Origin of the sequence: Mycobacterium sp., from assembly GCF_035633495.1 — a bacterium.
Classification (GTDB): Bacteria; Actinomycetota; Actinomycetes; order Mycobacteriales; family Mycobacteriaceae; genus Mycobacterium.
The window spans coordinates 1-21385 of the sequence record NZ_DASQEU010000158.1 but is presented as its reverse complement, the minus strand read 5'-3'; the positions used below and the strand labels follow the sequence as shown (position 1 = coordinate 21385).

Below are 21385 nucleotides of genomic sequence, written 5' to 3'. Positions count from 1 at the left end.
AGTGCCATACTCGGTTCATGCCCCGGTCGGCCCCGCACACACCGGTGAGCCAACTCGGTGACGCTGGCTCGCAGGACGGCGAAGGCAGCCACTTTCCGGCGTTGCTGCTCTACACCGCGGCGCGGTTGTACTACGAGGACGACGCCACCCAGGCTGAGGTCGCCGAGCAACTCGGCACCAGCCGCGCCACGGTGAGCAGGCTGCTGGCGGAGGCGAAACGGCAGGGCATCGTCAGGATCGAGGTCGTCCCACCCGCCGAGGCGCGTCCGGGCGACCTAGCCGACCGGCTGGCCCGAGCACTCAACCTGACGTCGGTGTACCTCAGTCCGCAACTGCCGGCACCCGGTGCGGGTCGCACCGTCGTCGACGTGATGGGCCGCGCGCTGGCACCCGCCGTCGGCCGCGCGCTCGGTGAAGCCGGCCTGCTGCCGGGCGACGTACTACTGGTGTCGTCCGGTCGCACGGTGTACGAGGTCGCGCAGTTCGTGCTCGCTCCGCTGCCGGGCGTCGTCGTCGCCCCGACCGTCGGCGGCAACGATCAACCCGAGGAGTGGTATCAGACCAACGAGATCACCCGGCTGGTCGCCAATCGCGTTGGCGGGCGGGCGAACTACCTCTTCGCTCCCGCACTGCCCGGCGTCGAGCTCTACCAATCGCTGCTGAACGATCCGGGCATTCAACGCGTGTTGCACCTGTGGCCTCGCGCGCGTTGTGCACTCATGGGCGTCGGGGCGCCGCCACTGACCCGCTCCGACATTCCGCGATTCGTCCCCACCGGCTCCACCTCGCTACGCGCCGCGGTCGGGGACGTGTGCTCGCGGTTCTACGACCGCGACGGGGCGCCCGTCCACTTCGAGGACGGTGAGCGGTTGATCGCCGTGGAACTCGATGCGCTGCGACACATTCCGGTGACCATCGCCGTTGCCGTCGGCAAGGAGAAGGTCGAATCCATCATCGCTGGCGCCCGGGGCGGTTACTTCAACCACCTCGTCACCGACCCGCTGACGGCCACCGACATCCTGGCCAGCTCGGCGCTGGAGAACCAGGTCTAGTCTGGGCCGCCCAGGGCTCCGAGCTCGTGCACCAGATCCCTGGTGGCGGGATACAGCTCGCGCCACACGCCGTACAGCTCGTCGTAGCGCGCACGATTGGCGGGGTTCGGCGTGATCTCCCTCTCGATCCTGGCCCAATCAGTATCCGGTGCAACCAATTTCACGCCGATGGCAGCCATCAGCGCATCGCCGTAGCTGGCACCGATCGCCTGTTCGGGAACCAGTTGCGGGCGCCCGGTGATGTCGCTGACCACCTGCGCCCAGATCGGGCTGCGCAGCCCACCGCCCACCGCCACCGTCCGTCGCCCGGTGTGCGCGTCGTCGAACATCTCGAGGATCTGCCTGACGCCGAACCCGATGCCCTCGTAGGCGGCGCGGAACAGGTGTCCGCGACCATGACGCAGCGTCAGCCCCGCGAACAGGCCCCGCGCGTCCGGGTCGAACACCGGCGTCCGCTCCCCCGCCAGATACGGCAGCGCGATCAGCCCTTCGCTGCCCGCGGGCACCGCCGACGCCTCGGCCATCAGCGTGTCCAACGACGCACCGCCGGTGATCGTCTGGAGCCAGCCGATCATGCTGCCCGCCGTCGACGTACCCGCGGTCAGCGCCAGCGATCCCGGCTCGATGCCCGCCGTCGTCCACAGCGCCGGATCGCTGTGGTACTCGTCGATGATCTGGACCAGGAACATCGTCGAGCCGTACATGAGCATCTGATCGCCGGGATTGCGAACGCCCACCGAGAATGCCTCGGAGTAGGCGTCGACCGTGCCGGCCACCACCGGCGTGCCCTTCGGAATGCCGGTGGAAACTGCGGCCTCGGCATGCACCGTGCCCACGACCTCGCTGGGCCAGACCAGCCGGGGCAACGGCAGATGCGCGCAGATCCGCTTCGCCCACTCGGTGTTCCAGTCGAATTCGCCGGTCGCGTACAACGGGTCGCACTGGCTGGCGGTGTGATGGTCCAGCACGTATTCGCCGGTCAGCTTGGCAGCGATGTACGAGTTCGACCCGTACCACCCGGTGGCCCGCTCGAACACTGCGGGCTCGTGGCGCCGGACCCATTCCAGCTTGGGCCCGACGGCCTGACTGGACAGCAGCGTGCCCGCCCGCTCGAGGATGGCGTCAGCGCCGAATTCCTGGTTCAGCAACTGAATTTCGGCGGTGGCCCTGGTGTCCACGCCGTAGAGGATGGCGGGCCGCAGCGGGGTCAGGTCGTCGTCGCACAGCACCAGGCACGGGCCGACGCCACTGACGCACATCGCGGCGATCCTCGAGTCTGGCGGGATCTCGCCCGAGAGACGCTTGCTGATCTCGCAGACTTCGCGCCACCACGTCGATTCGGCATCGACCTCGGCCCAGCCGGGGCGCGGCAGGCTCATCGAGTGCGCGATGGTCGCCGATGCGACGACGACGCCCGCGGTGTCCACTAGAACGCCCTTGGTGCTCCCGGTGCCCATGTCGATTCCGAGAAGCAGTTCCACGGCGCAACCCTACGTCGAACGCCGAACGCGGTGCAGTCACTGCGCCGGTCCCGCGGCGGTCAGGTCAGGAACACCACGTTGTCCTGCACCGGGTTGCGCGGTATCCGCAGGCCGTTCGCGGGAAACGCTGCGTCATCGTCAGCCATCGTCGTTGCTCGCCGTCAGACGCAGGAACCCCGACGCACGTGGTGCGCCGGGGTTCCGCATCGAATACCTCGTCGATCGAACGGAGGTCGGGTTTCTCAGCCCTTGCGGGTCTTGACCGCGTCGGTGAGCTGCGGGGTGACCTTGAACAGGTCTCCGACGATGCCGAAGTCGGCGATCTCGAAGATCGGCGACTCCTCGTCCTTGTTCACGGCGATGATTGTCTTGGACGTCTGCATGCCGGCCCGGTGCTGAATCGCACCCGAGATGCCAAGGGCCACGTACAGCTGCGGCGACACGGTCTTGCCCGTCTGACCGACCTGGAACTGACCCTCGTAGAACCCGGAGTCGACCGCCGCGCGGGAGGCGCCGACAGCGCCACCGAACGCGTCGGCGAGCTCCTCGACGATGCCGAAGTTCTCCTTGCTGCCAACGCCACGACCGCCTGCGACGACGATCTTGGCCTCGGTCAGTTCCGGACGGGCGCTCTTCTGGGCGGGCTGCCGGGAGGTGACCTTGGTCGCGTTGTCGGCCGGTGCGGGCACCTCGACGGTGACGACTTCACCAGCACCTGCGACGGGTTCCGCCTCGACGGCACCGGGCCGCAACGCGATGACCGGGACGTCGCCCTCGGCCTTGGCCTCGGTGGTGTAGGCGCCACCGAAGATCGAATGCACGCCGACCGGGCCCTCCTTGACGCCGACGACATCGTATAGAAGCCCGGAGTCGGTTGCCGCGGCGACGCGCCCCGCGACCTCCTTGCCCTCGGCGTTCGCCGCGACCACGACCGCGGCGGGCGATGCCGACTCGGCGAGCGAGACCAGCACGTCCACCTTCGGGGTCACCAGGTACTGCTCGGCGGTGTCCGACTCGGCCGCGTAGATCTTGGCGGCGCCGGCGGCCTTGAGACCGTCGATCAGCTTCTCGGTCGTGCCGGGAGCGCCGACCACGACGGCCGACGGTTCGCCGAGCACGCGGGCCGCGGTGATGAGCTCGGCGGTGATGTTCTTCAGCTTGCCTTCAGCGTGCTCGACGAGCACGAGTACTTCAGCCATTGCCTCTTGGTCGCTCTCTACGAAATGTGGGATCAGGAATGTGGGTCGGGCTGTCAGAGAAGCTTCTGAGCCACCAGGTACTCGGCGATCTGCTTGCCGCCCTCGCCCTCGTCGGCGACCTTCTCGCCTGCCGTCTTGGGCGGCTTCGGGGTGGCCGACGTCACGGTCGAATTGGCGTTCGCACCGCCGACCTCGTCGGGCTCTACGCCGATCTCGGCGAGCGTCAGCTTCTCGACCGGCTTCTTCTTGGCCGCCATGATGCCCTTGAACGACGGGAAACGGGCGTCGTCGACGATCTTCTCGCTGATGCTGATGATGGCGGGCAACGTGGCCTCGAGGCCGAAGATTCCGTCGTCGGTCTCGCGCTCGCCGGTGATCTTGCCGTCGGCGACGTCGATGCTGCGCATGGCGGTCAGCTGCGGCAGCCCCAGGTAGTGGGCGATGACCGCGGGGACGGCGCCGCCGACTCCGTCGCTGGTCTCGTTACCGGCGATCACGAAGGCGACGTCCTCGATCTGGCCCAGTGCGCGGGCGAGCGCCCACGACGTCTGGACGAGGTCGGAGCCCACCATGGCGTCGTCGGCCAGGTGGTACGCCGAGTCGGCGCCCATGGACAGCGCACGGCGGATCGCCGTCTCCGCGCCCGTCGGACCGGCGGTGAGGACGACCACGTTGTAGCCGGCCTCTGCGTGCTTCTCCTTGAGCTGCAACGCGACTTCGACGGCCTTCTCGTTGATCTCGTCCAGCACCGGATCGCTACCCGCGCGATCAAGCGTCCAGGCACCGTCGTTGAGATGGCGGTCCTCGTAGTCGGGAACTTGTTTGATCAGCACCACGATGTTCGACATGAGTGTGGTTCGTCCTCCTCGATGAGGCCGCAGCCGGCCTGCGCAATATCATGATTCAACCAACAACCACCGTGTTACTGACCAGTAACGTTGCGGCGGTACGTAGAAACACCATAGCTGGTGTTGTTTAACCTTCTGCCCCTCCCTGGGCGTCTGAACCGTTCGTGAACGAGTGACAATCGCCATAGCTGGGTTAGCCTGCGTTGGCAATGAGCGCATATTCTCGTCCCGAGCCGTCCGACGACGTCCTTCCCCTCACCGGGGAACGCACGGTGCCCGGACTGGCCGAGGAGAACTACTGGTTCCGCCGCCACGAGGTGGTCTACCAGCGGCTAATGGACCACTGCGCGGGGCGCGACGTGCTCGAGGCCGGTTCTGGGGAGGGTTACGGCGCCGATCTGATCGCCAACGTGGCGCGACGGGTCATAGCCCTCGACTATGACGATTCCGCCGTAGCCCACGTCCGGGCCCGCTACCCCCGCGTGGAGATGCGCCAGGGGAATCTGGCCGAATTACCGCTTCATGACGGTGCCGTCGACGTGGTGGTGAACTTCCAGGTCATCGAGCACCTCTGGGATCAGCCACAGTTCGTCGACGAGTGCGCTCGCGTCCTCAGACCGTCGGGGGTCCTGCTGATGTCGACGCCCAACCGCATCACCTTCTCCCCCGGGCGCGACACCCCGATCAACCCGTTCCACACTCGCGAGCTGAACGCCACCGAGCTCACCGAGTTGCTCACCGACGCGGGCTTTGCGGTCGAGGCCATGCTCGGGGTGTTCCACGGCGCCCGGCTGATGGAGCTCGACGCCCGGCACGGCGGCTCCATCATCGACGCGCAGATCGCACGTGCCGTGGCCGGCGCACCGTGGCCCGCCGATCTGCTGGCCGACGTAGAGTCGGTCCGCACCTCCGACTTCGACCTGCTCGATGCGAGCGGGCGCGACATCGACCAGAGCCTGGATCTGGTGGCCATCGCGGTGCGACCGTGAGTGAACCAGCCCCCGCCCCGGTACCCGGACTCTTCACACTGGTGCTGCACACCCACCTTCCATGGCTGGCCCACCACGGCCGTTGGCCGGTCGGCGAGGAATGGCTGTACCAGTCGTGGGCCGCGACCTATCTCCCTTTGGTGGCACTGCTGCGCAGGCTCTCCGACGAAGGCCGTAGCCACCTGCTCACCCTCGGCATGACGCCGGTCGTCACCGCCCAACTCGACGACCCGTACTGCCTGACCGGCATGCATCACTGGTTGGCGAATTGGCAGCTGCGCGGACGGGAGGCCGCCGTCCAGCGCGGTGGCGGTGGCACGGGTTACGCCGCCCCGGACGCATTGCGCGCGTTCGGTATTCGTGAACATCGAGAAGCAGGCAGAGCGCTCGAAGACTTTGCGTCGGCGTGGCGCCACGGCGGCAGCCCGCTGCTCCGCGAGCTGATCGACGCAGAGGCGATAGAGCTGCTCGGCGGTCCGCTGGCGCATCCGTTCCAACCGTTGCTCCACCCGCGACTGCGGGAGTTCGCGCTCCGCGAGGGCCTTGCCGACGCGGGTCAGCGATTCGCCCACGTGCCCCGCGGCATTTGGGCGCCGGAATGCGCGTACTCGCCCGGACTGGAGCGCGAGTATGCCGCCGCGGGCGTGACGCACTTCATGGTCGACGGTCCGACGCTGCACGGCGACACCGCGCTGGGTCGTCCGGTCGGGGATTCCGACGTCATCGCCTTCGGCCGCGACCTGAAGGTCAGCTACCGGGTCTGGTCACCCAAGTCGGGTTACCCGGGCCATGCGGCCTACCGCGACTTTCACACCTACGACCATCTCACCGGCCTGAAACCGGCCCGCGTCACCGGACGCGCGGTGCCGTCGGAGGAGAAGGCCCCGTACGAACCCGAACGCGCCGACCACGCCGTCGACGTCCACGTCGCCGACTTCGTCGACACGGTGCGCCGCAGGCTCGTGTCGGAATCGATGCGCATCGGCAGGCCCGCCCACGTCGTCGCCGCGTTCGACACCGAACTGTTCGGGCACTGGTGGCACGAGGGACCGGTCTGGCTCGAACGGGTGCTGCGCGCGCTGCCGGAGGCAGGGGTGCGACTCGGCACGCTGTCCGACGCTATCGCCGACGGGTTCGTCGGCTCTCCCGTCGAATTGCCCTCGAGCTCTTGGGGTTCGGGCAAGGACTGGCAGGTGTGGTCGGGCGATCGGGTCGCGGACCTGGTGCACCTCAACACCGAGGTGGTCGACACGGCGCTGGCATGCGTGGACAAGGCGCTGACTCAGCACGAGGCGGTGGGCGCGCCCACTCCCCGCGACACCGTTGCCGACCAGATCCTGCGCGAGGCGCTGCTCACCGTGTCGAGCGACTGGCCGTTCATGGTCAGCAAGGACACCGCGGCCGAGTACGCACGCTACCGGGCTCACCTTCACGCCCATGCAACGCGGGAGATCGCGGGCGCGTTGGCCGTCGGCCGACGTGGGCACGCCGAGCGCCTGGCAGGCACCTGGAACCGCGCCGACGGACTGTTCGGCGCGCTCGATGCCAGGCGGCTCCCCCGATGAAGCCCCCCACCGCAACCCCTCCTCCGCCTCCTCCTCCTCCTCGAGCGTGCGTGTCTGCGCGCGACACGCCTTCCACGCATGGCACTTTGCGCACGCTCGCGCGGCGCGGCCGTCGGTTGATGAGCGCATCGTGAAGGTGCTGATGGTCTCCTGGGAGTACCCGCCGGTCGTCATCGGCGGTCTCGGACGCCACGTCCATCACCTCGCCACCGCGCTGGCCGAGTCGGGCCACGAGGTCGTCGTCCTCAGCAGGCGGCCGTCGGGCACCGATCCGCGCACCCACCCGTCCAGCGACGACGTCAGCGAGGGCGTGCGGGTGATCGCCGCCGCCCAGGATCCCCACGAATTCGACTTCGGCACCGACATGATGGCGTGGACGCTGGCCATGGGGCACTCGATGGTCCGCGTGGGCCTGGCGCTGAAGACGCGGGAACGACGCACCACCACGCCGTGGCGACCCGACGTCGTCCACGCCCACGACTGGCTGGTCGCGCATCCCGCAATCGCCCTCGCCGAACACTTCGACGTGCCACTGGTTTCCACCATTCATGCGACGGAGGCCGGCCGGCACTCGGGCTGGGTGTCCGGCAAGATCAGCCGTCAGGTGCACGCGTTGGAGTCCTGGCTGGTGCGCGAATCCGACTCTCTCATCACGTGTTCGGCGTCGATGGGCGAGGAGATCACCGAGCTGTTCGGGCCGGGACTGGCCGAGTCGCGGGTCATCCGCAACGGAATCGACTCGGCCCTCTGGCCATTCGCCCGCCGCGCGGCGCGTCGGGGGCCCGCGCGGTTGCTCTACCTCGGCCGCCTCGAGTACGAGAAGGGTGTGCACGACGCCATTGCCGCGCTGCCGCGCATCCGGCGGACCCACCCGGGCACCACGCTAACCGTCGCCGGCGACGGCACCCAGCTGGAGTGGCTGCTCGAAGAGGCCCGAAAGCACAAGGTGCTCAAGGCAATCGACTTCGTCGGTCGCGTCGACCACGAACAGTTGGTGGCGTTGCTGCACGATTGTGACGCCGCGGTGCTGCCCAGCCACTACGAACCGTTCGGCATCGTCGCACTGGAAGCAGCAGCGACCGGCGCACCACTGGTGACGTCCAACGTCGGCGGACTCGGCGAAGCGGTGCTCAACGGTGAGACCGGCGTGTCGTTCCCACCTCGCGACATAGCCGCGCTGGCCGGTGCGGTGCGGGCCGTGCTCGACGACCCCGCGGCCGCCCAGCGCCGCGCGGAGGCGGCCCGCGAACGCCTGGACTCCGCGTTCGACTGGCACACGGTTGCCGCCGAGACCGCACAGGTCCATCTCGCCGCCAAACGTCGCGAGCGCGAACCACACCGCAGACGGCTCATCGTGGAGCACGCGCTGCCCGACCGGGGTTAGCGTGTCACCGGTGAGCGGCACGGACGTACTCGACCTGTTCCCGCCGGGGACCCATACCGACGGCGACGGCACGCTGGTGGTCGGCGGTCGGCGCCTCGACGACCTGGCAGCGGAGTTCGGCACCCCGGTGCTGGTGGTCGACGAGGGCGCCCTACGCCGCCGGGCCCGCGAGTACCTCCGTGAGTTCCGCAGCCGTCGCCCCCGATCCGACGTGGCGTTCGCGTCGAAGTCCCTCCCTTGCACTGCAATCCAGCGAGTGATGACCGAAGAGGGGCTGCACCTCGACGTCGCAGGAGGCGGCGAGATCGTCACCGCGCTGGCCGCGGGGGCCGACGTGGCGCGACTCGTGCTGCACGGCAACGCGAAGACCGACGAAGAGCTCGAACTCGCGGTGCGCAACGGCGTCGGGCTCGTCGTCGTCGACAACTTCGACGACATCGACCGGTTGGAGCGCATCGTGCCAGCCGGGCGCACCCAGCCGTGCCTGGTCAGGGTCATCCCCGGCGTCGACGCCGCGACCCATGCCTCGGTCGCCACCGGTCACGCGGGATCCAAGTTCGGCCTGCTGCCCGACGACGCCCGCGCCGCGATCACCCGCATCGAAGCGAGCAGCGTGCTGCGCTGCGACGGCCTGCACACCCACGTCGGCTCGCAGCTCCTCAACGTCGAACAGCTGGCGGCGGCCGTCGCGCCACTGGCGGCGCTGGGCACCTTCGACGTCTACGACCTGGGCGGTGGTCTCGGCGTCCGCTACACCTACGACGAGCAGCCGCCGACGCTGGCCGACTACGCCGATGCCATGGTCGCGGCGGCCGACGCGCTGCTGCCGAAGGACAGCAGGATCATCGTCGAACCCGGCCGGAGCATGGTGGCGACCAGCGCCTGCACGGTGTATCGGGTGACGACCGTCAAGCACGGCGAGCCGACCCACGTCGCGGTCGACGGTGGCATGGGCGACAACCTGGAGGTATCGCTGTACGGCCAGCGCTTCGAGGCCACCATTGCCGACCGCGTCGGCGGCGGCGCGCGAGTCAACCTCGTCGGACGGCACTGCGAGTCCGGCGACCGACTGATCGACGGCGTCGCGCTACGGGACCCGGCGGTCGGTGACCTGGTGGCGGTACCGGTGACCGGCGCCTACTGCTACACGATGTCCAACCAGTACAACGGCGCCCGTCGCATCCCGGTGGTGTTCGCCGACGACGGGGCGGCACGCCTGGTGGTCCGCCGCGACACGTGGGACGACCTCCTGGCCCGCGACGTCACCTGACGACCGGCTCAGGGTTGACCTCCGCGAGCGTGCGCAGAGTGCCATTCCCGCACGGCGTGTCGTTCGCAGACGCGCACGCTCGCGGCAGGGGGTGGGCCCGTCGGTCAGCGGGCAGCCTTCTTGCGTTCGATGTCGGCGAGTGCGGCTGCCAGTTCGGCCCGTTCGGCCGCTGACGTCTCCCACGCCAACTTGCGGTTCTTGACGACCTTCGCGGGCGCGCCGACCGCAATCGAGTAGTCCGGGATCTCGCCCTTCACCACGGCGTGCGAGCCGAGCACGCAACCGCGCCCGACCGACGTCCCGCGCAACACCGTCACCTTCGTGGCGACCCAGGTGTCCGGCCCGATCCGCACCGGGCCCTTGACGATCCCCTGGTCCTTGATCGGCAGCTCGATGCTGTCCATCCGGTGGTCGAAGTCGCAGATGTAGCACCAGTCCGCCATCAGCACCGAGTCGCCCAGTTCGATGTCGAGATAGGTGTTGATGACGTTGTCACGGCCGAGGACGACCTTGTCGCCGATGCGCAGCGACCCCTCGTGGCACCGGATGGTGTTCTTGTCGCCGATGTGCACCCAACGGCCGATCTCCATGGTGGACAGCTCGGGCGTGGCCTGGATCTCGACGCCCTTGCCGAGGAACACCATGCCCCGGGTGATGACGTGCGGGTTTGCCAGCTTGAACTTCAGCAGCCGGAAGTACCGCACCAGGTACCACGGCGAGTAGGCCTTGTTCGCGAGCACCCACCTCAGCGATGCCATCGTGAGGAACTTGGCCTGCCGCGGGTCACGCAATCGCGAGCCCCGCCAACGCTTGTGAATCGGGGCGCCCCACATCGTGGTCATGGCGGCACAGCCTACTTGAGCGCTCCGGTGTCGATCACGGCTCGCCGGGCGATAGTCTCGGGACTCGATGCCTGCTCCAGGAATGACCGTGCGCCGCGTGGCAGCCGTAGTGATTTCGGTCGTCACGACGTTGATCTCGAGCGCGTGCGGCAACACCGACTCGTGGGTGGACGCGCAACCCGCCGACGGCTGGTCAGCCCAGTACGGTGACGCGGGCAACAGTAGCCATACCCAGGTCGACGGCGCCGCCGCCCTGCGACTGGACTGGATTCGCTCGGTGAAGGGCGAGGTCGCCTCGCAGGTGGCGCTGAGCTCTGGTGACTATCTGGCCGTCAATGCCCAGACCGCGGGCGGATGCTCTCTGATGGTGTGGGAGAACGACAATCGGGCACGTCAGCGCTGGTGCGCCAGGCTGTGGCAGGGCGGCGGGTTGTCGAGTCCGTTGTTCGACGGCTTCGACAACGTCTACGTCGGGCAGCCCGGTGCGATCATGTCGTACCCGTCGACGCAGTGGATTCGCTGGCGCAATCCGGTGATCGGTTTGCCGTGGACACCGCGCTTCCTGTCCGCCGGTCAGCTTCTGGTGGTTACGCACCTCGGACAGGTTCTGGTCTACGACGCGCACCGCGGCAACGTCGTCGGAACGACACTGGACCTCGTGGCGGGTGTCGACCCCACCGATTCCCAGCGCGGCCTCGCCGACTGCCAGCTCGGCAGACCGCGGTGCCCGGTGGCCGCCGCCCCGGCGTTCTCCCCCGCGACGGGGATCGTGGTGACGACGCTGTGGGAGCCGAACGCCGACGCCCCGGTAGTCATCGGGCTCCGCTACCGGGCCGGCCAGACCCCTCTGCTGTCCAGGGAGTGGACCAGCACCGCAGTCGGCGGTGGACCGCTCAGCAGTCCCGTCGTGTCCGCCGACGGCAACACGGTCTACGTCAACGGCCGCGACGGGCACCTGTGGGCCCTGGACACCGCGGACGGCAAGCCCAAGTGGTCGGTGCCGCTTAAGTTCCAGCCGCAGACTCCCCCGTCGGTGTCACCGGAGGGGCTGATCGTGTCCGGCGGCGGTCCGGACACCAGGCTGACGGCGGTCGAGGACGAGGGTGACCGCGGGAAGGTCGCGTGGAGCCGCGACGACGTCGAGCCGTTGTCGACGTCGAGCCTGGCCGGCACGTCCGCCGCTTACACGGTGACACGCGACGGGGACGGCATGGCACTGCTGGTGTTCGACCCCGCCGACGGGCACACGCTCGACAGCTATCCGCTGCCGGGCGCCACGGGCTATCCCGTCGGGGTGTCGATCGGCCACGATCGCCGCGTGGTGGCCGCCACCAGTGACGGTCGGGTCTTCGGTTTCGCCCCTGCCTGATTCGTTCAGGTGATCATGGCGTCGACGGGCCCGCGAGGAATCGCGACCTGCAGCGCCCCGGCAGCTTCCGGCAGGACGTCGCCCTGGCTGAAGAAGAAGATCAGCGAGTCGTTGGTGATGGCGAAGTCCTGGTACTTCGTCGGATCGAGACCGACCTCCCGCGCGATCGCCACCGGCTGGCCCAATTGCTTGTCGACCTCGGCCTGCACCAGCGGGAAGATGATCGGGAACGGCGCGGTGCCCTCCCGGAAGAGATTGTCGATCGTGATGGGCTTTCGCAGGCCCTGGTCCCAGTTGAAGGCCTTGTAGAAGGTCGTCGGGTGCGCACCACCGACGCCCTGATAGGTCTTGAACACCACGCTCTGGGTGCCGCGGGGCGGGACGGCCGAACTGAATTCGGTCTCGGTGGTCTCCAGTTCGTACGGCATCGCCCGGGAGTCAGGTGTCTTCGCCACGCTGAGGAACCCGTCGCGGGTCTGCTTGACGTAGCCGAAGACCGCCTCCACGTCGGGGTAGTCGACCGGGTAACTGATGTTCATCGAATATCCGGGGTCGGAGGCCTGGATATGGCAGATCTGGTTGGCGTCGACGACACCATTGAGATCAGTGCACTTCGGTGGCGCCGCGGAGGCGACCCCGATGCCCGACCAACCGAACACCGCGACCGCCGAAACGGCCAAGGCCAGCATGGATATGCGCATCTGTCGAGAACCCTCCACCAGTGGAGCGGCACCGGCGCCGCCGACGCCACAGTACTGCGGCCTCACCGCGACGGTCGGCAAACGTACGCCACCGCCCGGCTCGCATTTCCCGCACCGATTCGGGTGATCACCACTGAAAGCCGTTGCGAACCCCGCAACCGTAGCCGCGACCGCAGAATGTCGGGATCGACGGAGACACCTCGGACCAGAATCTCCAAGGCGCCCACGTCGCGGGCCGAGAGTTCTTGCCGCATCGCGCGTTCGGTGAATCCGAGTTCGGCGATCACCTCGAATCCCCGAACCCCGGGGGGTAACTCACTTCCTGAGAGGTAGGCGATCGCCGGATCCAGCTGCCACAGTCCGTGCCGCGCGCCGTAGTGCCTCACCAGGCCTGCCCTCACCACCGCGCCATCGGGGTCGACGATCCAGCGGCCCGCCGCCGCGACGGAACAGTCGTCGGATTCGGCGTCGGTGATCTCCTCGGCTCGGTCCAGGATGGTCGCCCGCCGGGTTACCCCGAGCGAGGACAACCCGGGTGACCACAGACAGGCCTCGCGGACGCCACCGCCCAGGGACGTCACCTCGATCTCACCGTCGAAGCCGAGCCGGCGCACCAGGTCGAAATCGATTCCCGGGGCGCACTTCACGACGAGATCCCGATCGGCGTACACCTCGAGCAGGTCATCCAGCGCAGGCGTGTAGTCGCGCGGGTGAAACGTCCGTCGCCCCGCGCTGCGTCGCGCCGGATCCGCGATCACGGCGGCGCTCCGCGTGACGGGTCGAAGCGCGTCGGCACGACACAGCAACACGGCTGGGCCGTCACCGGCCACGTTGTGCGCTGCCATCGCGAGGCGCACCTCGTCGAGGTCACTGCCCACCACCTGGCTGGCCCTTTGGCGCAACGCGGCGAGTTCGGTTCCGACGGAACAGGTCACGTCGTGAACCGCCATGCCCACCAGCCGGGCGGCGCGGTGTGCGGCCACCGCACCGGCGGTGGCCTGTTCCAGCGCCTCCTCGGTGAACAGCCAGTTCGACGCGTCGGGGAACTTGGCCGCGGCACTGCGCCGCAGCAAGGTCGTCTCGACGAGTACGGCCGCGCGATCTCCGAATCGTGCACGCATCCAGGCGATGTCGGAGATGCGGCTGGCGTCGGTCAGCGCCCGGCCGTCGGCGTCGGCCAACGCACGCGTGCCGTCGTCGCTACTCAGGTACGCGACGTCGTCGAGGGTGAAGCGCAAGCCACCCTTCAGGAGGGTTTGACCCCGGTGACCATCACGTTGTAGAACCAGCCCTTCGGCACGACGCGCCGCCATACGTTGGCGTCGACCCAGCTGAGCGACGTCCAGCTGGTGAAGGCGAACCTCGCCCAACCCCAACCCAATCGACCGGGCGGCACCGATGCCTCGAAGGTCCGGATGGGCCAGCCGAGCATCGCCGCGGTGAACTCCTCGCTGGCGGTACGGACGTCGACCGCGCCCGCGTTGGTGGCCATCCGTTCCAGATCGCTCGGCTCGAAGGTGTGCAGATCGACGATTGCCTCCAACGCCGCCGCGCGCGAGGACTCGTCCAGTTCCTCCTGCGGTCGGCGCCATCCGTCGAGACCGGGCAGCTTGGTGACGGTCGTGGCCACCCGCCAGGTCAGGGTCGACAGGTTGCGTGCGTAGACGTTGCCCTTCGTGGTGGGCTCGCCGGCGAAGATGAATCGGCCGCCGGGCTTGAGCACGCGCACCACCTCACGCAGCGAGAGCTCCACGTCGGGGATGTGGTGCAGCACCGCGTGGCCGACGACCAGATCGAACGTGTCGTCGTCATAGGGGATGCCCTCGGCATCGGCCACCTTGCCGTCGACGTCCAGCCCCAGCCCCTGGCCGTTGCGGACGGCGACCTTGACCATGCCCGGCGAGAGGTCGGTGACCGAGCCGCGGCGCGCCACCCCCGACTGGATGAGGTTCAGGAGGAAGAACCCGGTGCCGCAGCCCAGTTCGAGCGCCCGTTCGTAGGGCAGCTCGCGTTGGAGCTCGTCCGGCACGATCGCGTCGAAGCGGCCCCGCGCGTAGTCGATGCAGCGCTGGTCGTAGGAGATGGACCACTTGTCGTCGTAGGTCTCGGCTTCCCAGTCGTGATACAGCACCTGCGCCAGCTTGGAGTCGTGGCGGGCGGCCTCGACCTCCTCGGCCGTCGCGTGCGGGTTGGAAACCGGAGCGGCATCCGGCTCGCGATCGGTACTCGTCATGAAGGGCAGCCTAACGGCCCGGCACCGAGCGGTTCGAGCTAGCGGGTCGTCGGGCTGTTGAACGCGGACTTTGCCGCAGCCAGCGCGTGGGCAGGGACGTCGACGAAGCGCTGCGCCCACGCCACCGCCGCGTCGTACACGTGGTCCGGTGCGACCAATTCGTCGACCAGACCCAACTCCAGCGCTTCGGGCGCAAGGGCGAAGCGTCCGCTGAACATCAGGTCCTTGGCCTTGCTGTCCCCGATCGCGCGGGCCAACCGCTCCGCGTCGTCTTCGGTCGGCGCCAACCCCTCCAGGATCTGCGTCGCGCCCCACTTGACGTTGTCACCGCTGATCCGCCAGTCCGCGGCCAGGGCAAGGGTCAGCCCACTGCCGAGTGCGTAGCCGGTGACGGCCGCGACCGTCGGCTTGGGGATGGCGGCGACGGCGTTCACCGCCCGCAGGGCGACCCGGGCCGCGACCGCCACGGCGTCGGCGTCGGCGTCCAGGGTGCGCAACTCCGGCACGTCATTGCCGGCGGAGAAGATCTCGTGGCCGCCGAAGACGATGACGGCGGCCGCGTCGGTGCGTTCGCCGAGTTCGGCCGCGGTCGCGGTGATCTCCCGGTACATCTGCCGGGTGATCGTGTTCGTCGGCGGGCGGGACAGCAGCAGGGTGCCGATGCCGTCCTTGACGTGCGCGCTGACGAACTCGTTCATGCAGATGGCGCGTCGGTGTCGTAACCGTCCGGGGCTCGGCGATTGCGGGCGGCGTTGTAGCGCTCGCTGTTGAAGAACTCGATCTCCCAGTTGCCACCGCTCGCCGCCAGGTGGGGCTCGACCGGCTCGATCACGCGCTCCACGGCCAGCACCTCGGCGACGGTGCGCCGGTTGAGCGAGTCCAGCTGGGTCCAGGTCGGGGGCAGCAGGAAGGAGCGGCCGTGGGCGAAGTCGTCGAGACCCGCCTGCGGGGTGCTCCAGAACGCCCGGTCGGTCTCGGTGTTGTCGCCGTCGGCCCGCTGCCCCTCGGGAAGCGCGCCGACGAAGAAGTAGGTGTCGTAGCGGCGAGTGCGCTCCTCCTTGGGCGTGACCCAGTTGGCCCACGGCCGCAGCAGGTCCGCCCGGAGCACCAACTTCTCCGTACGCAGGAAGTCGGCGAAGGACAGCGAGTGGTTGGCCAGGGCCGCGCGGGCGTCACCGTAGGCCGACGCGTCGCCGACGATGCCGTCGGGGTCGTCGGCGGGCCCCGCGAACAGCACACCGGATTCCTCGAAGGTCTCCCGCGCGGCGGCGCAGACGAGGGCTTCGGCCAGGTCGGTGTCGACGCCGAGCCGCTGCGCCCACCACGACGGCTCGGGACCGAACCAGGCGATGTCGGCGTTGCGGTCGCGGTCGTCGACCCCTCCGCCGGGGAACACCATGACGCCCGCGACGAACTCCATGGCGGCGTGCCTGCGCATGAGGAAGACCTTGATGCCCGCTGCAGTATCGCGCACCAGCATCACCGTGGCCGCAGGCCTCGTGGGTAGGGGTTCCTCGACGGGTGCACCGTTCAGTTCGGTCACGTGGCCCTCCTGTGCGCGGCGCGACTGCGGATTCGACGCGCGAAGTAGCGTCCGTCGATGACGTCGAGGGCGATCGACTGGCCGAACGCCTTCGACAGGTTCTCGGATGTCAGTACGTCGGTCAGCAGGCCGGAGGCGACGACCTTGCCCTCGGACAGCAGCAGGCAGTGGCTGAATCCCGGCGGGATCTCCTCGACGTGGTGCGTCACCAACACGGTGGCGGGGGCGTCCGGGTCGGCGGCCAGATCGGCGAGCCGCGCCACCAGTTCCTCTCGTCCACCGAGATCCAGCCCGGCGGCGGGTTCGTCGAGCAACAGCAGCTCGGGATCGGTCATCAGCGAGCGCGCGATCAGCACACGCTTGCGCTCTCCCTCGGACAACGTGCCGTACGTACGTTCCGCGAGGTGTTCTGCGCCAAGGCTTTCCAACATGTCGATGGCCTGCTCGTAATCGACGTCCTCGTACTTCTCGCGCCACCGGCCGAGCACGGCGTACCCGGCCGACACGACGAGGTCGCGGACCACTTCGTCGTCGGGGATGCGCTGGCTCAGCGCCGAACTGCTCAGCCCGACCCGCGCCCGCAGTTCGGAGGCATCCGTGCGCCCCAGACGTTCGCCGAGCACGTACGCCGTCCCCGTCGACGGGTGTTCCATGGCGGCGGCGATGCGCAGCAGGGACGTCTTTCCGGCGCCGTTGGGCCCGATGACGACCCAGCGTTCGTCGAGTTCCACCGCCCAGGTGACGGGTCCTACGAGGGTCTTCCCACCGCGCCGCAGCGTGATCCGCGCGAAGTCGATCAGCAGGTCTGGGTCGACCCCGTCGTCTCTTGAAGCGTCACGGTGGTCGTGATCGTTGGAGGCGGCTGGCACTCGCTCATCGTAGTCAGGCGAGGTTCGGTGAACGCCCACCCGCTCGCGGCGAGCCACCGTGGCGGCGTCACTCGCAGGATCAGCTGGACCAACGGACCGATGCCGAATGCATAGACGACGGTGCCGACTCCGACGGTCCCACCGAGCAGCCAGCCGACGGTCAGCACGGTCGCCTCGATGGACGTGCGCACCAGCCGAACCGACAACCCCGTGCGTGCCACCAGGCCGGTCATCAGACCGTCACGCGGCCCGGGGCCCAGGCCCGCACCGATGTACAACACGGTGCTGAAGGCGTTGAGCAGCACCGCGCCGAGCATCATTGCGATGCGCACGGGCAGGCCAGTCGGCTCGGGCAGGAACGCCAGGGCGGCATCCACGGTGAGCGCGATGACGATGACGTTGGCCACGGTGCCGATGCCCGGCCGGTTGCGCAGGGGGATCCAGCCGAGGAGCACAGCGACTCCGACCACGGCCGACGCGACGCCGATCGTCATGCCGGTGCGTCCCGCCAGACCCTGGTGGAAGACGTCCCACGGATCGAGACCCAACCCGGCGCGCACCATCACGGCCATAGAGAAGCCGTAGCCCATCAGGCCGACGAGGAGGGCGCCGGAGGGCAGGAGCGCAGCGACGAGGGTACGAAACCTGCCGCGGCCCACGCTCGTCATCACGAGTGGTCCGGAAACCGGGCGCGGATCGCGTCGAGCTCGATGCGCATCCGACGGGCGTCCGCATCGATCTCGAAGCTTCCGCGAGGTCGGGACGGGGTGCGGAAGACGCGACCCATCTCGCGTGCCTTGTGCGCGACTCGTGAGGTCCAGTGTTGTGCCATGAGTCGATATTGGCTTGCAACTGGCCTTGCCAACAATATCCAGTTGAGACAAACTGGCCTCAATGAGTATCGAACTGGTGCGGCGAAGGCTTGATGTGGACCTTCTGACGCGCGAGTTGGGCAACTGGCGCACCTCCAGTGCCAGTGGTCCGGCCTATCAGGGCCTGGCCGACGGCCTGCGCATGCTGATCGTCGACGGCCGCCTACCCGTCGGCGCGCAACTGCCCAGTGAACGAGCCCTCGCCGACGCCCTTCGAGTTTCCCGGACCACGGTCACCGCGGCGTACGCCCAGATGCGCGACGACGGATACCTCAGAGCACGTCAGGGGGCGCGCAGCACGACCGCGCTGCCCGTCACCGCACCAGCCGCCGGCCCCACCCTCGTCGGGACGGCGTCGGCCAATCTTGCGGCCGCCACGTTGGCCGCGCCCGTCGCCGCCGTCGCCCAAGCGTTCGCCGAGGCCGCCCAACAGGTCACCCCATACCTGCACGACATCGGGATCGAGCTCGCCGGAGTGCCGCCCCTGCGCGAGGCGATCGCCGAAGGATATTGCGCGCGAGGCCTTCCCACCGAGCCGGACGAGATCATGGTGACCACCGGCGCCCTTCATGCGGTCGGCCTCATCCTGGCGACCTACACGCAGCCCGGTGACCGCGTGCTGGTCGAGCAACCGACCTACCACGGTGCCCTCGCGGCCATGGCCACCAAGGGGATTCGGCCGGTGCCGGTGGCGATGACGCACGACGGCTGGGACCTCGACGCCGTCGACGCCGCGGCGCGTCAGCTGTCGCCGAACCTGGCCTACCTGGTGCCGGACAATCACAACCCGACCGGCATGACGTTGCCACCGGCCGGCAGGCGACGACTCGCCCAGATCATCGCCGAGACCCGCACCCGCACCATCATCGACGAGACGATCACCGACATGTGGCTCGACGAGATGGTGCCCCCGCCTCTCGCCGCGTCCATGACCACGCGGCGAGACCTCATACTGACCGTCGGCTCCATGTCGAAGTCGTTCTGGGGCGGCCTGCGCATCGGCTGGATCCGCGCCGAGCGCAGCGCTCTGATGACCATCGGTGCCATGCGTCCCGCCATCGACATGGGCACGCCGATCGTCGAACAACTCGCCGCGGCAACGCTTCTCGGTCTCGCAGACGAACTGTTGCCCGAACGCCGCGAGACGTTGCGGGTACGACGGGCGCTGCTGCTCGCGCTGCTCGAGGAACACCTTCCCGACTGGCGCCCCGACCTCAGCAAGGGTGGGATGTCGCTGTGGGTACGACTGCCCGCCCCGATGAGCACGGCACTGTCCGCGGCGGCCTCCCGGCTGGGCCTCGAGATTCCGCCGGGACCGCGGTTCGGCGTCGACGGCACGCTCGAGCGATTCATCCGGGTGCCCTACACCCTCCCCGACGAGAAGCTGACCGAGGCCGTCGAGCTACTCGCGCGGGCGTGGCGCAGCGTCACGGGCACCGGCACCGGCAGTGGGGACTTCGGCGCGGTGGTGGTTTAGCCGGGGCTAGTCGTCCGGAATGTCGACGCGCCGCAGCGTCCCGTCCCCGGCGTCGGCGGCCTCGATCTCGCCACGGGTCACACCGAGGATGAAGAGCACGGTGTCCAGGTACGGATGGCTCAACGATGCGTCCGCGACCTCGCGCAGCGCGGGCTTCGCGTTGAACGCGACCCCCAGTCCCGCGGCGGCGAGCATGTCGATGTCGTTGGCACCGTCGCCGACGGCGACGGTCTGATCCATCGGAACTCCGACCTGCTGCGCAAAGTCCCTCAGCGCCTTGGCCTTTCCCGGGCGATCGACGACGTTGCCGATGACGCGGCCAGTCAGCTTGCCGTCGGCGATCTCCAGCTCGTTGGCGGCGACGAAGTCCATCATCAGCTCGTGGGCGAGCGGCTCGATCACCTGGCGGAAGCCACCGGAGACGATCCCGCAGTGAAATCCCAGGCGGCGCAACGTCCGAATCGTCGTCCGTGCACCTGGCGTCAGCTCGATCTGGTCGGCGACTTCGTCGAGTACCTCGGCCGGCAGCCCGGCCAACGTGGCGACCCGCTTGTGCAGCGACTCGGCGAAGTCGAGTTCACCGTGCATCGCAGCGTCGGTGACCTCCGCCACGGCGGCAAGCGCACCCGCCCGCTCGGCGAGCATCTCGATCACCTCACCCTGGATGAGGGTCGAGTCGACGTCGAACACGATGAGCCGCTTGGCTCTTCGCGACAAGCTGTAATCCTCCAGCGCGATGTCCACGCTCTCGGCGACGGCCACGCGGGCCATCGCCGTCTGCAGCTGACCGTAGGCACCACCCGGCGGGACCGACACGCGCAGTTCGAGCCCCGTCACGGGGTAGTCCGACACCCCGCGGATGGTGTCGATGTTGACGCCGAGCGACGCGACCTCCCGGGCCACCACCCCGAACGCCTCGGCCGTGATGGGCCTGCCGAGCACCACGATCGTATGGGTGGAGGGCTCACGCAGAACCGGCATGTCGTCGGAACGCTCGATGGTGACGTCCAAGCCGACGCCCTCGATGGCGGCGCTCACTTCGTCCCGCAGCCCGGTGCCCGCGACGTCACCCGGACCGGCCACCAGCACGGCGAGGGTCAGGCGGCCGCGGACGACGACCTGCTCGACGTTGAGGAGTTCGACCTCGTGTTTGGCCAGCACCTCGAACAGCGCCGACGTGACACCCGGCTGATCGACTCCGGTGACGGTGATGAGGACCGACACCCGTGACGTGTTCACCCCTGCGAACAGCGTTCTACGCCCCGCTCAGGAACGGACCTTGACGTCGTCGATCTCCGTGACGTCGCCGTGGCCCGGGTGCGGGCCGCCGCCGATGTGCGCCTCGTCCCGCATCCGTTCGACCATGTGCGGGTAGTGCAACTCGAATGCCGGTCGCTCCGAACGGATTCGGGGCAGTTCGGTGAAGTTGTGCCGCGGCGGCGGGCAGCTGGTCGCCCATTCGAGCGAGTTGCCGTAACCCCACGGATCGTCCACCACCACTGGCTCGCCGTAGCGCCAGCTCTTGAACACGTTCCACACGAACGGGATCATCGAGACCCCGAGGATGAACGCGCCGATCGTCGAGATCACGTTGAGGGTGGTGAAGCCGTCGGTGGGCAGGTAGTCCGCGTAGCGGCGCGGCATGCCCTCGTTACCGACCCAGTGCTGCACCAGGAAGGTGGTGTGGAAGC

At 68.7% G+C, this 21385-nt stretch carries 20 protein-coding genes and 1 pseudogene; 7 read left to right on the top strand and 14 right to left on the bottom strand.

All coding sequences use genetic code 11. The features are described 5' to 3' along the window. Positions 1–17: 17 nt before the first annotated feature. Positions 18–1052 (top strand): sugar-binding transcriptional regulator, encoded by a 1035-nt coding sequence (locus VET27_RS23405; RefSeq protein WP_526521986.1) that lies wholly within the window; start codon positions 18–20, stop codon positions 1050–1052. Here VET27_RS23405 and VET27_RS23400 read toward each other — a convergent pair. From VET27_RS23400 to VET27_RS23390, 3 genes are all read right to left on the bottom strand, one after another. Next, entirely contained in the window at positions 1049–2533 is a 1485-nt protein-coding gene (locus tag VET27_RS23400; RefSeq protein WP_526521985.1) for an FGGY-family carbohydrate kinase, read from the bottom strand. The genes VET27_RS23405 and VET27_RS23400 overlap by 4 nt on opposite strands. 242 nt (positions 2534–2775) lie before the next feature. Beyond that, positions 2776–3732 carry an electron transfer flavoprotein subunit alpha/FixB family protein gene (locus VET27_RS23395; protein WP_526521984.1) on the bottom strand — a complete coding sequence of 319 codons (957 nt, stop codon included), beginning with the start codon at positions 3730–3732 and terminating at the stop codon, positions 2776–2778. A 53-nt stretch (positions 3733–3785) separates the two neighbouring features. After that, positions 3786–4580, bottom strand: a complete 795-nt coding sequence (locus tag VET27_RS23390) for an electron transfer flavoprotein subunit beta/FixA family protein (RefSeq protein WP_526521983.1) — start codon at positions 4578–4580, stop codon at positions 3786–3788. Positions 4581–4789: 209 nt separating this feature from the next. Between VET27_RS23390 and VET27_RS23385 the strand changes: the two genes are divergently transcribed. The 4 genes from VET27_RS23385 to lysA all read left to right on the top strand — a co-directional run bounded on the left by VET27_RS23385 (position 4790) and on the right by lysA (position 9788). Further along, on the top strand, positions 4790–5569 hold the full coding sequence (locus tag VET27_RS23385) for a class I SAM-dependent methyltransferase (RefSeq protein ID WP_526521982.1): 780 nt from the start codon (positions 4790–4792) through the stop codon (positions 5567–5569). After that, a complete protein-coding gene (locus VET27_RS23380) occupies positions 5566–7134 on the top strand; it encodes a 1,4-alpha-glucan branching protein domain-containing protein (RefSeq protein WP_526521981.1) in 1569 nt (522 codons plus the stop codon). Before VET27_RS23385 ends, VET27_RS23380 begins: the two co-directional genes overlap by 4 nt. A 130-nt stretch (positions 7135–7264) precedes the next feature. Then, positions 7265–8518, top strand: a complete 1254-nt coding sequence (locus VET27_RS23375; protein ID WP_526521980.1) for a glycosyltransferase family 4 protein — start codon at positions 7265–7267, stop codon at positions 8516–8518. A gap of 10 nt (positions 8519–8528) precedes the next feature. Continuing rightward, positions 8529–9788: a diaminopimelate decarboxylase gene (lysA, locus tag VET27_RS23370; RefSeq protein ID WP_526521979.1), complete on the top strand. Its 1260-nt coding sequence runs from the start codon at positions 8529–8531 to the stop codon at positions 9786–9788. Between the two features lie 104 nt (positions 9789–9892). Here lysA and VET27_RS23365 read toward each other — a convergent pair whose 3' ends face one another. Beyond that, positions 9893–10630: an acyltransferase gene (locus tag VET27_RS23365; RefSeq protein WP_526521978.1), complete on the bottom strand. Its 738-nt coding sequence runs from the start codon at positions 10628–10630 to the stop codon at positions 9893–9895. 97 nt (positions 10631–10727) lie between these two features. Here VET27_RS23365 and VET27_RS23360 point away from each other — a divergent pair, with 97 nt between their 5' ends. Next, positions 10728–11999, top strand: a complete 1272-nt coding sequence (locus VET27_RS23360; protein WP_526521977.1) for a BamB-related PQQ repeat family beta-propellar protein — start codon at positions 10728–10730, stop codon at positions 11997–11999. Positions 12000–12004: 5 nt separating this feature from the next. On the opposite strand, the gene VET27_RS23355 is transcribed toward VET27_RS23360, so the two are convergent. The 8 genes from VET27_RS23355 to VET27_RS23320 all read right to left on the bottom strand — a co-directional run bounded on the left by VET27_RS23355 (position 12005) and on the right by VET27_RS23320 (position 18177). Beyond that, positions 12005–12700, bottom strand: coding sequence for an esterase (locus VET27_RS23355; protein ID WP_526521976.1), 696 nt, complete (start codon positions 12698–12700; stop codon positions 12005–12007). Positions 12701–12762: 62 nt separating this feature from the next. Further along, entirely contained in the window at positions 12763–14013 is a 1251-nt protein-coding gene (locus tag VET27_RS23350) for a THUMP-like domain-containing protein (protein ID WP_526521975.1), read from the bottom strand. After that, positions 13947–14933, bottom strand: a complete 987-nt coding sequence (locus tag VET27_RS23345) for a class I SAM-dependent methyltransferase (protein ID WP_526521974.1) — start codon at positions 14931–14933, stop codon at positions 13947–13949. Before VET27_RS23345 ends, VET27_RS23350 begins: the two co-directional genes overlap by 67 nt. Before the next feature lie 38 nt (positions 14934–14971). Further along, positions 14972–15631 carry an enoyl-CoA hydratase gene (locus VET27_RS23340; protein ID WP_526521973.1) on the bottom strand — a complete coding sequence of 220 codons (660 nt, stop codon included), beginning with the start codon at positions 15629–15631 and terminating at the stop codon, positions 14972–14974. Beyond that, on the bottom strand, positions 15628–16413 hold the full coding sequence (locus tag VET27_RS23335) for an NUDIX hydrolase (RefSeq protein ID WP_526522040.1): 786 nt from the start codon (positions 16411–16413) through the stop codon (positions 15628–15630). Before VET27_RS23335 ends, VET27_RS23340 begins: the two co-directional genes overlap by 4 nt. A 59-nt stretch (positions 16414–16472) precedes the next feature. Next, positions 16473–17345 (bottom strand): ABC transporter ATP-binding protein, encoded by an 873-nt coding sequence (locus tag VET27_RS23330; RefSeq protein WP_526521972.1) that lies wholly within the window; start codon positions 17343–17345, stop codon positions 16473–16475. Continuing rightward, positions 17273–18013: a membrane protein YczE gene (yczE, locus tag VET27_RS23325; protein ID WP_526521971.1), complete on the bottom strand. Its 741-nt coding sequence runs from the start codon at positions 18011–18013 to the stop codon at positions 17273–17275. Before yczE ends, VET27_RS23330 begins: the two co-directional genes overlap by 73 nt. Continuing rightward, on the bottom strand, positions 18013–18177 hold the full coding sequence (locus VET27_RS23320; protein WP_526521970.1) for a hypothetical protein: 165 nt from the start codon (positions 18175–18177) through the stop codon (positions 18013–18015). Before VET27_RS23320 ends, yczE begins: the two co-directional genes overlap by 1 nt. Positions 18178–18239: 62 nt before the next feature. On the opposite strand from VET27_RS23320, the gene yczR reads away from it, so the two are divergent. Then, positions 18240–19694, top strand: a complete 1455-nt coding sequence (gene yczR / locus VET27_RS23315; RefSeq protein WP_526521969.1) for a MocR-like transcription factor YczR — start codon at positions 18240–18242, stop codon at positions 19692–19694. A 6-nt stretch (positions 19695–19700) separates the two neighbouring features. Here the strand turns inward: yczR and serB are convergent, their stop codons facing one another. Both serB and VET27_RS23305 read right to left on the bottom strand, forming a co-directional pair. Next, the gene (serB, locus tag VET27_RS23310; RefSeq protein WP_526521968.1) at positions 19701–20933 is read right to left on the bottom strand and encodes a phosphoserine phosphatase SerB; all 1233 of its coding nucleotides are present in this window, start codon (positions 20931–20933) and stop codon (positions 19701–19703) included. A gap of 27 nt (positions 20934–20960) precedes the next feature. Beyond that, a pseudogene (locus VET27_RS23305) lies at positions 20961–21385 on the bottom strand (cytochrome ubiquinol oxidase subunit I); the annotation flags it as partial.